The following is a 14720-nucleotide window of genomic DNA, read 5'->3' as shown; positions in this document are numbered from 1 at the left end:
AGCGAGGTAGGAAATGTGGTGAGTCGAAAAGGCGCATGGCGAGTATTAAGTTTATTCGCACTTATGTCTCTGGCGCTCACTGGATGTTCCGGGGTAGACGGTTTCAGTGTTTTGAAACCGAAAGGGACATCGGGTGAGATGTCGCTTGATATGATTAAATTAGCCTTATTCATCATGTTGGGCGTCTTTGCGGTTGTTATTACCATCTATATCTATGTGCTGATCCGGTACAGAAAACGGAAAGGCAAAGATGTGATGCCGGAACAAGTTCACGGAAACAATGTTCTGGAAATCATCTGGACTGCTATTCCGATCATTTTGCTTACGATCTTGGCAATTCCGACAGTCAAATACACGTTTAACATGTCGGAAATAAAAGCTTCAGAAGACTCCATCACGGTGAAGGTGACGGGGTATCAATATTGGTGGGAGTTTCAGTACCCTGACCTGGGAATCAAAACAGCCCAAGAGCTACATATCCCGGTAGGGAAAAAAGTGAATTTTATCATTGAAGGGAAAGACGTTCTGCACTCCTTCTGGATTCCAGCGCTCGGCGGAAAAGTGGACGTCGTCCCCGGACGTACGAACACTTTGGTTCTGGATGCCAAAAAACCGGGTGTTTACCAAGGAAAATGTGCAGAATTGTGTGGAGCGGGCCATGCTTTAATGGACTTTAAAGTGATCGCTCAAGAAGAAAGCGACTTTAACAAATGGGTGGCACAAATGAAACAACCATCCACCGTTCAAACCGCTCAGCAAAAACAAGGGGAAGCATTGTTTAACCAAAACTGTCTGGGTTGTCATGCCGGAACCAACAAAAACATCAAAGGACCGGATTTGACCAAGTTTGGAACACGTTCCACCATTGCAGGGATTTTGCCGCATGACGAAGAGAATCTGAAAAAATGGCTGAAAGACCCGACCGCGGTGAAACCGGGTGCAAGAATGCCGAAAATTGACTATTTAGAACCGCAAGAAATGGAAGCGCTTGTGGAGTATTTGATGAGCAGAAAATAACTTTTCACATCGTATCGTAACGGATCACGTTAGAAGGAGGGAACACCATGGGTACGCTCTTGATATTGATCGTCTTTGCTCTTTTCATATGGGCGATCTTTACGGGAGGCTATAACAAAAACTTGCTCAGTCTCGTAAAGAAGAGCAAAGTTTGGGAATGGCTTACCACGGTGGACCATAAGAAAATCGGGATTATGTATTTTATTTCCGGGATTGTTTTCTTTGTCATCGGGGGAATTGAAGCCTTGTTGCTGCGGTTGCAGCTCATTGTTCCCCAAAATGACTTTATTGTTGGCGACACCTTTAACCAAGTGTTAACCATGCACGGAACCACGATGATTTTCCTTGCTGCGATGCCTTTGATTTTCGGGTTGATGAACGCGGTGGTTCCGCTTCAAATCGGTGCGCGTGATGTTGCGTTTCCGTTTTTGAACTCACTCGGGTTCTGGCTTTTTACAGCGGGGGGAATCATTTTAAACCTCAGTTGGATTTTTGGTGGGGCACCCGATGCCGGTTGGACCTCCTATGTGGGGTTGGCCCTGAATGAATACAGCCCCGGGCCGGGTGTGGACTACTATGTGATCGGTTTGCAGATTTCCGGGATCGGGACGTTGCTCAGCGGGATCAACTTCCTGGTGACCATTATCAACATGCGGGCTCCCGGAATGACATTCCTGAGATTGCCGCTGTTTACATGGACGACGTTTGCAACGTCCGCATTGATCATTTTTGCCATGCCGCCATTAACCGTCGGCTTGTTGCTGTTGATGTTTGACCGCTTGTTTGGTGCAAACTTTTTCGATTACACGATGGGCGGCAGCGCCGTGCTGTGGCAACACTTGTTCTGGATCTTCGGGCATCCGGAAGTATACATCGTGATTTTGCCGGCGTTTGGAATCATGTCCGAGGTCATCAGCACGTTCTCGAAAAAGCGTCTGTTCGGATATACATCCATGGTCTTTGCAACGGTGTTGATTTCTTTCCTCGGGTTCATGGTGTGGGTTCACCATATGTTTACCGTCGGACTGGGACCGGTTGCAAACTCCATTTTCGGGATCGCGACCATGACCATTGCGATTCCGACGGGGATCAAGGTCTTCAACTGGTTGTTTACTATGTGGGGTGGGGAAATCCGCTTTAAAACCCCCATGTTGTTTGCCCTCGGGTTCATTCCCACTTTTGTGATGGGGGGTATGACCGGGGTGATGGTGGCTTCGCCGCCTGCGGACTTCCAATACCATGATACCTATTTCGTCGTGGCACACTTCCACTATGTATTAATCGGAGGAACCGTATTTGCATTATTTGCCGGTGCCTATTATTGGTGGCCGAAAATGTTCGGGAAACTGTTAAACGAAAAATTGGGTAAAGTTCATTTCTGGACTTTCTTTATCGGTTTCCATCTCACCTTCTTCCCGCAACACTTCTTGGGACTGTACGGTATGCCGCGCCGGGTGTTTACTTACCAAGCAGAGGCCGGGTTGGAAACCTTGAACTTCATCAGTACCATTGGTGCATTCTTCATGGCAATTGGTACAATTGCATTTGCGCTTAATATTGTTCTGACTTTCAAAAAAGGCGAAAAAGCATCGGGAGATCCGTGGAATGGACGGACTTTGGAATGGTCGATTTCTTCGCCGGCTCCGGAATATAACTTTAAACAAACGCCTTTGGTGCGTGGTTATGATGCATGGTGGCTTGAAAAGCAGGCCGGAAACAAAGAAATGCAACCGGCTGAACCGTTGGGCCCCATTCATATGCCATCCCCGACCTATATTCCTCTTTTGATGGCATTAGGCTTGTTTGTAGCCGGTTTGGGATTCATTGCCCGTGGCGATTTCAGTGCGGCGATCATCGGGATCATTGTCGTCTTCGTTGCCATGTTTATACGCTCTTTTGAGCAGGATCATGGCTATCATATCGATCCGGAGGAAATTGACAAAGAAAAGGGGGTTAAGGCATAATGGCAGCCCAAACGGAAGCGGCCCAAAAACCTCAACATCTGGAAACGGCCACGCTGGAAGGGAAAAACAAAGTCTTGGGCTTCTGGCTCTTTTTGGGAGCGGAAACCGTCTTGTTCGCTTGTTTGTTTGGTTCTTATTTGGCTCTTCGCAGCCAAAACATGGGTGGACCGGACAGTAACGAGTTATTTGATTTGGAACTGGTTGCGGTCACCACGGCGATCCTTTTGACAAGCAGTTTGACCAGTGTGCTTGCGATGGTGAAAATGAACCAGCGTCATTTGAAGGGAACCCTGGCATGGCTGGGAGTCACGGTTCTGCTTGGTCTGGCTTTTTTGGTGCTGGAAATTGATGAGTTCATTCATTATGTCAGCTTGGGGCATACTTTTATGAGCAGTGCTTTTGGTTCCGCTTTTTATGCCCTGGTCGGTACCCATGGTGCGCACGTCACGTTTGGGATTTTCTGGATTTCGGGGTTGATGATTCAGGCGGCCAAACGTGGGATCACAAAAGAAACGGCGCCAAAATTATTCCTTTCCAGTTTGTATTGGCACTTTATTGACGTGGTTTGGGTGTTTATCTTTACCCTGGTTTATCTTTTGGGAAAGGTGGGCTAAACGGTGGCACAACAAGTCAGTCAGTCTTCAAACGGACAGTCTGCCAATAAATCAGAGCGCGTGACGAAGCATCTCATTTCGTTTGCCGTGATGATCGTGTTGACAGCGGCTGCTTTTTACCTGGTCGCCACCGATGTGGCACCGGAACACCTGGTCTTGCCGGTTCTTTTGATCCTGGGTGCTTTGCAGGTGTTTCTGCAGCTGTTTACGTTTATGCATCTGGATCAAAAAGGAACGGCTTTCTACAGGATATTTATTGTGGCAGGCATTTTCTTCGCAGTCGTTTGTGTTGTAGGAATCTTTTTGATGTAAAGGTCATTGCAAAAGCCTCTTGTTGGATAGCAAGAGGCTTTTGTTTTTGTATATAATGGCTCTGGAGATATAAAAGAATTATAGATTAATAATCAATTATTTTATGTTAAATTGATCACGTTTTAAAAAAACAGGAGGAAACATGAATAATCTGTTAAAAGATCAACTCCTAAACAATCCAAAGACTTTTCTGCACTCCATTCCGTTTATGAAAGTGTCTGAGGGAATTGCCATCGGGGTGGTCACCGGACTGGGGTATTTTTCGGCTTATTTGTCCGATGTGAGTTACAAGGCTTACTTTGGATTGCCTGCCCTTTATGCAGGCGTGGGGTTAAATGCCATCATTCTCTCCATTTTTGCGTTTGTGATCGTTTCGCTTGTGCTTTTGGCCTATTTGCAATACCCGATCGTGGCCCGGTATGGAAAATGGGTTTTACCTGTTTTTTTGCCCGGGTCGGTGGCATTTATGCTCGGGCTGCGGTTGGGTTTTGAGTTCCATTATTCGGTGGAAGTGCTTCTGTTTTTCTTTGTGTTGTATGTTGCTTTTACCTATGCGTTGATCCGGATGGTTTCCAAGCGAAAATGGTTCATTGCCGGGCTGATTTTCATGGTGCTGGTGATTTCCATTTCCAGGGCTTGCGGCTATTTGATTGCTATGAACCAAAAGGAATATCTGGTGTACATGGAGGAACCAAAGCCTTATGCTGTGGTGGATGTCAACGGGGAAGCCATGATCATGATGCCTGTCGATTTAAAGAAAAAAACACTCTTGCCGGAATACCGGTTTGTGGATCAAAAAGCGGAATTGGAGAATTCGATTCCTTTGAAAAAAATGAATATTGGTCCTCTTCATGTGCAGGAAACCCGGCCGTGAAGGACAGAAATTAAAAAAACACCGATAGCTTGGACTATGCGGTGTTTTTTCATCGTTTATGCTTATTCATAAAAAATCACTGAACGTTTTGTATTTCCTGGATACTTGTGTGTCCACATATTCTTTCCACATCTGCTTTGCACATTCTTTTGAACAGATGGGGGATTCAAAGCTGATTTCAACATAGTATGCTTCTTTCCCACAGATTGAACAAGGAGCCGTTTTATTAGCGGGCAAAAGAATGTCTTCACCATGCAAATCATCTTTATAATTCAACTGAATCATCCTCTCCTTATTCGGTTTTGTGGTGTCCCACTTCCGCTAAGGAGGAATTGATTGAAGCAATCAATTTCTCTTAAGCTTATTTTCTCATATTTTCCATGAGATCTAAAGCCTTTTTTTGTAGAGTCACAAGAGATTTCAGATGATTACAAAGCAATAGCCGGCCATGATGGAAAAGAACGCAAAATTTTGATGTGTTAACCGTAAAAGATGAGAAATTCGAGATCCGGGCCAAACCGGTTTAGGGCGCGTGCTTGACGGCCGGCTCCGCGTTTTTGCCGTTCGTTGGATGAGATTGATTTTGAAGTTTTTTTTGTTGGAATAACAAGCTTTCTTCTTTAACCCGCAAAAGCAAAACGAGGAACGAAGATGATTCTTCAAGATGAGGCGCATGCGCCGAATTTTCAAACCAAATCATGTCTTTCACGGGGGCATCCAGCTGCTCGTAAAATTGTTCCTGCAGCTCAAAAGGGGAGTAAAAATCATAGCGGCCCACACAGAAATAAGCCGGAACCTTCAGTTCGTGAATCTCCTCAAAAAGATTGACTTGCATCAGTTGGGGCATGAGCCGTTTGAAAGAAGTCCGGTAGCCCCGGATCCACTTAATCCAGTCCAAAAGGGTATACTCCGAAGAAAAAAAACCTTTGGACAAATATTGAAAAAGGTTTCCCTTCCGAATCAATCCCCCGAAACGAGTCAGCCACTTGCGCTGTACCAGCACACGGCGCAAATCTTTATATGGTGGATAGCCGATGCGTTTCAAAGCCCGCATCGCCAGAAATTTCCGGTTTTGCCTTGCATGAATCAATACAAACTGATACGAGAGCAGTACGCTTTTTTGCACATCCGTCATTTGGCCGATGCCGATATAGGCGTGGAGCAAAGACGGATATTTTTTGGCAAAGCGTGCTCCGATGATACTGCCCCAAGAGTGAGCAGCCAAATAGATTTTTTTCTGTTTAAAACGTTCCAAGAGGATTTGAACCAATTCATGCGTATCTGAGACGAACTGGTCAAGGTTGATGGTTTTCGGATCCATTTTGGCGGAAAAAGATTTTCCGGCTCCCCGTTGATCCCAATGAACCACGATAAAGTGCTTTTCCAGTTCTTCTTGATAATGCCTGATAAACCCGATTGGCGCAAATCCAGGACCCCCGTGCAAAAACAAGAGAATCGGATGGCTGGTGTCTTGGCCCCGTATCATAATGGTTTGCTTTGCGATTCCCAGTTGAATCGTTTCAATGGTTGCCGTTCCATTCTCCGGCGTTTTGTTGGGGGTTTGACTCTTAAACATTTGTTTCCCTGCCTTTTCATCATAATCAATGGATAAATATGTCGGGATAAAATAATTCTGCATTTTTCCGGGGTTTCCTTCAAAAAAACGGGATTTTCATCTAAATTACAGAACGAAAAGACCGAATTCACACGAAAAAACGGGAGAGTTTTGCGAACGGCAAAGGGGCGGAAACGGAATAATTTTAATCAAATTCCTTCTTTTTTCATGTTTTGCGGGATGTTTACCAAGCGGCTTAAAAGGGGTAAATCTTGTTTGAGTGCCTGTCAACAAAATGAATTTTTGCGGACAGATGGCAAACTTTGTTATTGGAAAAAATTATCTAAAGAGTATAAATGGGATGAGGCGACTGTTGAGGTGAACGGGATGTGACCGGAGATTTCGGAAAGGGGGAAAGATGGTTGCGAAGATGGGTGGTATGCGGATGGATTCTTTTGGTTTCCTTTTGGTTGTCAAGCGGTGAAACCTGGGCCAATGAGATGGGCTGTCATTCGTTTGAGAACTGGAGCGGGTCGCAGAAGTATTTCGAAGAAAAAGGCGGGTCCAAATATCTGAATATCGATGGTTTGGACAGTGACCGGGATGGATTGGCTTGTGAAGAGTTGATCGGTTTTGATCCAAAACACATCAATCCGAATAATGTTCAGCGACCGGACGTCCATAAGGACAAAGATCCCGCGGAAAAAGGTGTGTGGGAGGAGATTTTGTCGGTATTGAAAAAATGGTGGCGCCAGTGGTTGGATTAAAAAAAGCCCCGGATCCGTTTCCGGAGCTTTTTTGTTTACAGTTGCCGGTTGGAAGGTTGGTTCACCATGTGGTGGGCCGTCAAGACCAAACGGCTCCAGATCACTTCTCTGATTTTTCCTTGGATCTCCACTTCATCCAATGCCTGGCTCATGCATTCCAGCCAGGCTTCGGCCCTTTCCGGGGTGATGGGAAAAGGCATGTGGCGTGCCCGAAGCATGGGGTGGCCGTATTTTTCGCTGTAAAGCGGGGGTCCCCCGAAAAATTGCGTGAGGAATAAGTATTGTTTCTCCATCACGGGGCGGATGTCTTCCGGAAAGATCGGCTTCAAAAGCGGATGTTTGATGACGCGCGGGTAAAAAGCTTCGACCAATTGCCGGACTTTCTTTGCTCCCCCGATTTTTTCGTAGATCGTGACTGGTTCGTTTCGGTCCATCAAATCACCTTTTCCTCAATTACGGTTTCATTTTTTTGAAAGCCCGTTCGACGGCACGCAAAGTGAATTGGATGTCTTCTTCCGAATGCTGGGTTGTCAAAAACCAGGCTTCGTATTTGGATGGCGCCAGGTAAACCCCTTCTTCCAGCATCAGCCGGAAAAACTGTCCGAATTGTTCGCTGTCGGCCGCTTGGGCTCCTTCGTAGTCGGTCACTTCCTGGTCGGTGAAGTAGACGGTCAATGCTCCACCCACCTGATTGATTGTGATGCTCAAGCCATATTTGTCAGCCAAACGGGAAATCTCATTGTTTAAGGTTTTGCCCATTTTTTCAAGCCGTTCGTAGGTGTTGGGTTGCTTCAAGGTTGCAATGCATGCCATGCCTGCGGAGATCGACAGCGGATTTCCGGCCATCGTTCCCGCTTGGTACATCGGCCCCATCGGGGAGACTTTTTCCATGATTTCTCTTTTTCCACCATAAGCCCCGATGGGAAGTCCGCCGCCAATGATTTTGCCCAAGGCGGTCAGATCCGGCTCCACATGATAGTAATCCTGGATTCCGCCGTAATGAAAGCGGAACGCGGTGATCACTTCATCGTAAATGACCAAGGCGCCTGCTTGATGGGCCAATTGGTTGATGGTTTCCAGGAAATTCGGTTTGGGCGGGACGATCCCGAAGTTTCCGACCAACGGCTCGACCAAAATGGCGGCAATTTCGTCTCCCCATTTTTCCATGGTCTCTTCCAGGATTTCGATGTTGTTGTAAGGGATGGTGATCACTTCATTGGCGATGCTGACGGGCACACCGGCGCTGTCGGGAGTGCCGAGGGTGGAAGGACCTGAGCCGGCAGCCACCAGAACCAGGTCAGAGTGACCGTGGTAACAGCCTGCAAATTTCAGGATTTTGGTGCGGTTGGTGTAAGCGCGGGCCAAACGGATGGTTGTCATAACCGCTTCGGTTCCGCTGTTGACGAAGCGGATTTGTTCCATGGACGGGATGGCTTCCCGCAACATTTGTGCAAAACGCACTTCTTTTTCCGTCGGTGTTCCGTATAACACCCCGTTGGTGGCCTGTTCAACAATCGCCGCCGTCACCACCGGATGGGCATGCCCCAAAATAATCGGGCCGAAGGCCGCGAGATAATCGATATACCGGTTTCCATCTTCATCCCAGAAATAAGCACCTTGTGCTTTTTTCATAAAGATGGGCGTGCCGTTTCCCACTGCACGAAAAGACCGTGACGGGCTGTTGACACCGCCGACAATGACATCCAATGCTTCCTGATAAAGTTTTTCCGATTGCTGTATATTCAAGAATATCCCCCATTTCGTCTCCATTGTGACATTTCATGACGATTTGAGAAAACAACGTCATGTGCAGGAACCATGCATCATATTTTTCTACTGACGAAACAAGTCCCTTTTTCAATTGTAACGTGATGCACAGAAAATGCCTAGGGAGGATTGTCTCTGTGAATCATCCTGTGATATGCTGAAATTGGGTATATATGCCGATTTTTCGGAGTTTATATATATTTTGGGAACGGAAGATGGAGGCGAAGTATCTTGTCATTCAGATTTCAAGTCGGTGAGCGTTATAGAGATTTATACCAAATCGAATATGTCGTCCGGTTTTTTGACGGTGAACTGGCAGTTGCCCGGAAAGGTTCGCAACGCTACTACCTGCAGTCATCCCGTTTGGAAAAACAAGCGCCGATCTCCCGTGCGATTGCGCACTACCGCTCCTTTGAACATCCGTTGGTGATTCCTTATGAAGATGTGTATGCCGAAGACCGTTCAATCGTATTTGTCCGCCCTTATGTCCCCATCCTTCCTTTGCGGGAGGTTTTTGCCAATCAAGAAGTGGAAGAGGCGAAATTGGTTGAATGGGGAAAACAGCTGCTTCTGTTGGAAAAAGATTTGAGAGCGCATCCGATGCGGATGTATTTGCTTTTGGATCCCGGAAATATCGGGGTGACAGAAGATGATGAGGAGCTGAAGGTGTTATTTTGCGGTACGGAAACCATCACGGCACAAAAAAACATACTTGATTGGGGAACCTTTTTTTATTCCCTTTTATCCGGCGAGCCCGTGGATAAGCCGATTCAAAAATTGCCGAATGATTTCAAGGCATCGAAAAAGATGATGCGGTTGATTCAACGGAGCTTGCAAAACGACTCGCCTGATTCGGTCTTGTCCCATATCAAGCAATATGAAAAAGTGGGTCTGTTGGACCGTTTGTTTGGCAGCGGCGGGGAGAAAAAGAAGGACCCCAAATCCGGAAAATCTCCCGCGAAACGTCAGCCCTCCGCAACCCCGGTTTCTTCCGCGTCTGAAACCCGGGAACCGGCAGAACCCAAAAAGGCGGAGGCGGCAAAAGTCACCTCCGAAGCGACTGAAACAAAACAGAAGTTACCGGAAGAAGATTATATCGCAAGTTTGAAAGCCGAATTTGAAAAAAGACAAAAAGAAGCCTTGGAAAAACAGCGCAAAGAATTGGAAAAGCGCCAGCAAGAGTTGCTGGAGCGGCAGCGGCTGGAATTTGAAAAACGGGAACAAGAGCTGTTGCAAAAGCAGAAAGAAGAGTTTAAACAACAAATTGAAGAGCCGGAACAACGGGAGAACTGGGAACGGGAGATTGCGGAAAGAGAACGCATGCTTGAAGAACAAAAGCGGAAAGAAGAAGAAGAAAAAGCCCGCCTGGAAGAAGAGCGCTTGAAACAAGAGCGGCTCGAGCAGGAACGCATCGCATTGGAACAAGAAGAGCGGCTGCAACAAGAATTGGCCAAAGTGGAAGAAGAACGGATCAAGTGGGAACAGAAGCAAAAAGATTTGGAGAAAAAAGAAGAAGAATTGCGGGAGAAGCTGCAAAAAGAATTTGAAGAAATGGCGAAGTCATTGCTACAAAAACAAGAGGAAGAATTTAAAAGACGCCAAGAGGAGTTGTTGCAGCAACAACGGGATCTTTTGGAAAGCCAGACCAAAAAACGCTTGGAACGGCATCGCGAAGAGTTGGAGCAAACATCCAGGCACTACTTGATCACCCCTGACACCAAACCGCGTGCCAGCTTGTTGGATTTGGAAAAAGAAAACAAAGCGAAAAATGAAAGCGGGCAACCGAAAGAAAACACCCAATCGCAGCAAGACGACCGCGAACGCTTGCGGAAGGAGAAACTGGCCAAGGAGAACAAAGATCACGATGAATTGGTGAAACAGTTCGAGGAATATATGAACCAAATGTATCCCAAATAAGATGGACAAGAGAGAGAGCGGGTTTCCTGTTCTCTCCTTCTTAAACGGTTTTTATTTTGAAGCTGGAAAGGATTGAAAATATGGTTCTTTATAAATCATTGGCCTGTTTGGGTATTGGCGGAACCACCGTGGATGCGCAGATCGAGGACGAACCATTCCGGCCGGGGGATGTCATTAAGGGAGAAATCAAAATTCGGGGGGGACAAGCCGAACAGCAAATCGATGGCATTTACATGAACCTGCTGGTGACGGTGTCCAAAAACGGGAGGAAAGCTTCCCATCTCATGCAACAATATCCTTTGTCCCATTCCATGATCATTCAAAAAGACGAGATCAAAAAGATTCCGTTTCAAATTAAACTTCCCATGGAAACGCCCATGTCGACGGGAAGCTTTCCTGTTTATCTGAAGACGGGATTGGACATAAAAATGAGCCTGGATCCCACCGATCTGGATAAAATCGAAGTTTTGCCCGCAAATTTGGTGCAAAAAATCTTGAAAAAAATTGAAGATGCTGATTTCATTTTGTATCGGATACATAACGAATATGATCCACAACAGAAACCTTATCCTTTTTTCCAGATGTTTCAGTTCCGCCCGACCGGCCGTTATCACGGATATGTGGATGAATTGAACGTATTCTTCCAAGTGACGGATATGTCGATCCGGATGGATATCGAGCTGATCCGTTCCGACCGGGTCTTAAACAGTCAATTTTCCTGGGAATACCATGATCCGAAAGGAACCCTCATGATCAATAACGAGCGGGTGATGCAAGATCCGCTTGAAAAAATTGATGAAATGTTAAACCGCAAAATGCATTAAGGGAAAAAGGACGGATGCTTATTTGGGATTGGAGTGAGAAAGCATGTTTAACAAAGTGTTAGCCGGCTTGGGTGTCGGAGCCGCCAAGGTGGATACCCGGCTTGAAAAATCAACGTACCGCCAAGGAGAGATGATTAAAGGGGAAATATTTATTCAAGGCGGGCAAACGGAACAGCGAATTGATGAAATCTATTTATACTTGATTGTCCGGTATCATCATGAAGGAAAAGATCAAAAGCATGTTATCAGCCAGTTTCGGATCACGGACACATTTGAAATCGGGGAAAGGGAGAGCAAAGTGATTCCGTTTGAAATTGAAATGCCGTTGGATGCCCCGATTTCAACCGGGGGGTGCCCCATCTATTTAAAAACCGGACTGGACATCAAAATGGCGATCGATCCGAAAGATACCGACGGCATCGAAGTTCTCCCCCATCCGTTGGTGGACAAAGTGCTGCATGCGGTGGAAAATGTCGGATTTCGGTTGACCAGTGTCGATTATGCGTTTGATAAATTTTATTCCCGCCATCCTTTTGTGCAGGAATACCGCATGACGCCGACGGGCAAGTATGAAGAGTATTTTGATGATATCAGCATGGTTTTTTATCCCAATCATGATTCGTTGGATGTCATCATGACTTTGGACCGCAAAGCCATTGACTTGATGAGTTCGATGGAAGAAGCGCTGAATTTGGATGAACGGCTGATGAGATTTACGGTGACAAGAAAAGAGCTGGAAGCTAAAAAGAACCCGTTTGAGAAAAGATTCACCGAAATCGTGGAGCAGTATATTTAACGGGCAAATCCCCGGATCCCTGTGGATAAGGCGTTCCACCATGAAGTGGAATGCCTTTTTCAGTTGGTTTTTTCTTTTTTCTGATTGATGAAATCCACATAATGGCTGAATATCGCTTCCACGATCATGAAGAAGGAAGCAAAGGTATCCAGGTGAATCCCGTTATGGATGGAAACGGTCGAGCTTCTGGCATACAAATGATACGGAGTCATTTTGGCCAGACGGTTGTTGACCAGATTCGTGACGGAAACAAAAGGAACGCCTTTGGCCACCAAAGTTTGTACGGCGGGAAAGATGGACGGGGTGTCTCCGGATAAAGAAAAAATAAAGACCAAGTCGTTTTTTGTCATATCCTTGACAACGATTTCAAATTCAGAGTGAGAGGGAATCACATTCATATACTTTTGAAGAGGCAGAAACATCCGATGCAATTCCAATGCACAATTCCGCTGGGCATTTCCCGTGCCAAAAACGAACAATTTCTGTGCTTCATCGATTAATCTGCAAATGTCCGAAAAATCCTTGGTCTGTATATATTTCATGGTCTCACGGAAATCTTCTTCCAAGATTTCGATGCTGCTCTTATCTTTTACCGGTTTTTCCTGGTGCTGCCATTTCAAAAAAATGCGAAATTCACTGTAACCGGTGAACCCGAGTTTTTGCGCCAGACGCAAGATGGAAGATCGGGAAACATTGCACCGGTCGGCCAGATGATTAATCCCCAACTGATAACACGTGTCTTTGTGATTCATGATGTATCTCAAAATGTGTAAATCGGTTTCATTGAGCTTGTTGTAATGTTCATTGATAAGTTCTTCTAATGTCAAATGATTCTCCTCCCTGCACAAAGAGAATTCCTTTATAAAAATTAAAACAAAAAGTGCAAAGAGGCACAAGCTCTTTGCACTTTCCGTCCGTAAGGTGTATGGATCTTTTATTTATAAATCTTCACGTACGACGACATCCTCTTTGTGCAGTTTTGGCCAATAATCTTTGTTGGCCTCGATCAAGTCATCCAGGATGGCTTTGGCCACCTTGGCGCTGGGAACGGTTTTGGACAAGGTGAGGGCTTGCCACAATTTTTGATAAGAGCGGGTGATCCAGGCTTCGACCACGAGTTTTTCCACGGAAACTTGCTGTTCCATCAGTCCTTTTTGGAATTGCGGGATTTCTCCGATGGCGATGCGTTCGGGCCCGTTGCTTCCCACGATACAGGGAATTTCCACCATGGCGGTCGGGTCGAAATTGGAGATGGCTCCTTGGTTTTCGACAATCAACAACATCCTCTCTTGTGTGTTGTATGCGATGGCGCGTGCCAGGTCCACAATATAGGATGCGTGTTCGTCAACATGCAGTTTGGTACCTTCGGTCGATTGGTTTTCAATGATTTTTTGACATTCACCGAACACGAATTTTTCACGGCCGTCCATGACTTCATTAGCACGCGTGTATTCCGGGTTGGAATGTTCATACACATAATCCGGGTAAAAATAATATTTCAAATACGTATTCGGCAGGGTGTCAGGATCCAGTGCATAGACATCGCGGGCTTTTAAAAAGGTGTCGCTCCAGCTTGCATCGGCATCATCTTTGGGAACAGTGTAGCCGTGTTTCCGGACATGCTCTTTCAATTTGGGCATCAAATCATTCCCGTTTTGGTCACGGATATCCGTCCACCAGCCGAAATGATTCAATCCGTAATAACGGACCTTCATTTCCTTGCGGCTTTTGAGTCCCAGAATTTGAGCCATGCGGTTTTCAATGCCGATGGGCATGTCGCAGATGTTGAGCACTTTGGAATCGGGTCTCAGGCGCCGGGTGGCCTCGGCGACAATGGCGGCCGGATTGGAGTAGTTTAACATCCATGCGTCGGGAGCGTATTTTTCCATGTAGTCGATCAATTCCAAGACCCCCCCGATGGAGCGCATGCCGTAGGCGATTCCTCCGGGTCCGCATGTTTCTTGACCAAACACGCCGTGTTTCAACGGGATTTTTTCGTCCAGTTCCCGCATGGCATATTTCCCGACCCGAATGTGTGCCATGACGAAGTCGACGTCGGTGAATGCTTCTTCCGGATCGGTGGTGGCCAAAAACTCGATTTCCGGCGCTTTTTCATTCAGGATGATTTTGCAGGCTTCGGCAATCGTCGACTGGCGGGCAGCGTCATTATCGTAAAGTTTTATTTTCCGGATCGGAAATTGATTCAAATTTTCAAGAAGCATCAGGACAATTCCCGGTGTAAAGGTGCTGCCTCCTCCGGCGATGACAATGGAGAATTTTTTCATTTTGCTGATTCCTCCTTATTTTCGTGAC

Annotated in this window: 15 protein-coding genes; 9 read left to right on the top strand and 6 right to left on the bottom strand. The window is 46.2% G+C overall.

The genetic code is table 11. The features are described from left to right. Positions 1-63: 63 nt before the first annotated feature. The 5 genes from coxB (at position 64) to I8U21_RS14070 (ending at position 4781) form a co-directional block, all read left to right on the top strand. A complete protein-coding gene (gene coxB / locus I8U21_RS14090; RefSeq protein WP_181732844.1) occupies positions 64-1017 on the top strand; it encodes a cytochrome c oxidase subunit II in 954 nt (317 codons plus the stop codon). A 194-nt stretch (positions 1018-1211) separates the two neighbouring features. Beyond that, positions 1212-2981 (top strand): cytochrome c oxidase subunit I, encoded by a 1770-nt coding sequence (ctaD, locus tag I8U21_RS14085; RefSeq protein WP_232334031.1) that lies wholly within the window; start codon positions 1212-1214, stop codon positions 2979-2981. Then, positions 2981-3595: a cytochrome (ubi)quinol oxidase subunit III gene (locus tag I8U21_RS14080; protein ID WP_181732810.1), complete on the top strand. Its 615-nt coding sequence runs from the start codon at positions 2981-2983 to the stop codon at positions 3593-3595. The genes ctaD and I8U21_RS14080 overlap by 1 nt, the downstream gene beginning before the upstream one ends. A gap of 3 nt (positions 3596-3598) precedes the next feature. Continuing rightward, positions 3599-3907 (top strand): cytochrome C oxidase subunit IV family protein, encoded by a 309-nt coding sequence (locus tag I8U21_RS14075; RefSeq protein WP_181732809.1) that lies wholly within the window; start codon positions 3599-3601, stop codon positions 3905-3907. 142 nt (positions 3908-4049) lie between these two features. Continuing rightward, positions 4050-4781, top strand: coding sequence for a hypothetical protein (locus I8U21_RS14070; RefSeq protein ID WP_198054145.1), 732 nt, complete (start codon positions 4050-4052; stop codon positions 4779-4781). A 66-nt stretch (positions 4782-4847) separates the two neighbouring features. Here the strand turns inward: I8U21_RS14070 and I8U21_RS14065 are convergent, their stop codons facing one another. Both I8U21_RS14065 and I8U21_RS14060 read right to left on the bottom strand, forming a co-directional pair. Continuing rightward, entirely contained in the window at positions 4848-5057 is a 210-nt protein-coding gene (locus I8U21_RS14065) for a hypothetical protein (protein WP_131470860.1), read from the bottom strand. A gap of 247 nt (positions 5058-5304) precedes the next feature. Next, a complete protein-coding gene (locus I8U21_RS14060; RefSeq protein ID WP_181732807.1) occupies positions 5305-6357 on the bottom strand; it encodes an alpha/beta fold hydrolase in 1053 nt (350 codons plus the stop codon). 401 nt (positions 6358-6758) lie between these two features. On the opposite strand from I8U21_RS14060, the gene I8U21_RS14055 reads away from it, so the two are divergent. Beyond that, complete coding sequence (locus I8U21_RS14055; protein ID WP_181732806.1) at positions 6759-7103, top strand: hypothetical protein; 345 nt, start codon at positions 6759-6761, stop codon at positions 7101-7103. 35 nt (positions 7104-7138) lie between these two features. On the opposite strand, the gene I8U21_RS14050 is transcribed toward I8U21_RS14055, so the two are convergent. Both I8U21_RS14050 and I8U21_RS14045 read right to left on the bottom strand, forming a co-directional pair. After that, entirely contained in the window at positions 7139-7537 is a 399-nt protein-coding gene (locus tag I8U21_RS14050; protein ID WP_181732805.1) for a globin domain-containing protein, read from the bottom strand. Positions 7538-7556: 19 nt separating this feature from the next. Then, positions 7557-8849, bottom strand: a complete 1293-nt coding sequence (locus I8U21_RS14045; RefSeq protein ID WP_269747562.1) for a glutamate-1-semialdehyde 2,1-aminomutase — start codon at positions 8847-8849, stop codon at positions 7557-7559. A gap of 252 nt (positions 8850-9101) precedes the next feature. Between I8U21_RS14045 and I8U21_RS14040 the strand changes: the two genes are divergently transcribed. The 3 genes from I8U21_RS14040 (at position 9102) to I8U21_RS14030 (ending at position 12407) form a co-directional block, all read left to right on the top strand. Next, complete coding sequence (locus tag I8U21_RS14040) at positions 9102-10787, top strand: hypothetical protein (protein WP_198054144.1); 1686 nt, start codon at positions 9102-9104, stop codon at positions 10785-10787. 80 nt (positions 10788-10867) lie between these two features. After that, the gene (locus I8U21_RS14035; protein WP_181732802.1) at positions 10868-11611 is read left to right on the top strand and encodes a sporulation protein; all 744 of its coding nucleotides are present in this window, start codon (positions 10868-10870) and stop codon (positions 11609-11611) included. A gap of 43 nt (positions 11612-11654) precedes the next feature. Further along, positions 11655-12407 carry a sporulation protein gene (locus tag I8U21_RS14030; protein WP_198054143.1) on the top strand — a complete coding sequence of 251 codons (753 nt, stop codon included), beginning with the start codon at positions 11655-11657 and terminating at the stop codon, positions 12405-12407. A gap of 59 nt (positions 12408-12466) precedes the next feature. Here the strand turns inward: I8U21_RS14030 and I8U21_RS14025 are convergent, their stop codons facing one another. Then, on the bottom strand, positions 12467-13234 hold the full coding sequence (locus I8U21_RS14025; protein WP_181732800.1) for a MurR/RpiR family transcriptional regulator: 768 nt from the start codon (positions 13232-13234) through the stop codon (positions 12467-12469). Between the two features lie 111 nt (positions 13235-13345). Further along, entirely contained in the window at positions 13346-14692 is a 1347-nt protein-coding gene (locus I8U21_RS14020; RefSeq protein WP_198054142.1) for a 6-phospho-alpha-glucosidase, read from the bottom strand. Positions 14693-14720: the final 28 nt, after the last annotated feature.

This window comes from Thermoactinomyces sp. CICC 23799 (genome assembly GCF_016055145.1).
Lineage (GTDB): Bacteria > Bacillota > Bacilli > Thermoactinomycetales > Thermoactinomycetaceae > Thermoactinomyces > Thermoactinomyces intermedius.
This window is presented reverse-complemented; position numbering and strand designations above follow the sequence as displayed.

Bases quoted from the DNA above. Each gene is read 5' to 3' on its own strand.
- I8U21_RS14050 (WP_181732805.1), bottom strand. From the start codon at position 7,537: ATGGACCGAAACGAACCAGTCACGATCTACGAAAAAATCGGGGGAGCA.
- I8U21_RS14070 (WP_198054145.1), top strand. From the start codon at position 4,050: ATGAATAATCTGTTAAAAGATCAACTCCTAAACAATCCAAAGACTTTT.
- I8U21_RS14030 (WP_198054143.1), top strand. From the start codon at position 11,655: ATGTTTAACAAAGTGTTAGCCGGCTTGGGTGTCGGAGCCGCCAAGGTG.
- coxB (WP_181732844.1), top strand. From the start codon at position 64: ATGTCTCTGGCGCTCACTGGATGTTCCGGGGTAGACGGTTTCAGTGTT.
- I8U21_RS14080 (WP_181732810.1), top strand. From the start codon at position 2,981: ATGGCAGCCCAAACGGAAGCGGCCCAAAAACCTCAACATCTGGAAACG.
- I8U21_RS14020 (WP_198054142.1), bottom strand. From the start codon at position 14,692: ATGAAAAAATTCTCCATTGTCATCGCCGGAGGAGGCAGCACCTTTACA.
- I8U21_RS14035 (WP_181732802.1), top strand. From the start codon at position 10,868: ATGGTTCTTTATAAATCATTGGCCTGTTTGGGTATTGGCGGAACCACC.
- I8U21_RS14060 (WP_181732807.1), bottom strand. From the start codon at position 6,357: ATGTTTAAGAGTCAAACCCCCAACAAAACGCCGGAGAATGGAACGGCA.
- ctaD (WP_232334031.1), top strand. From the start codon at position 1,212: ATGTATTTTATTTCCGGGATTGTTTTCTTTGTCATCGGGGGAATTGAA.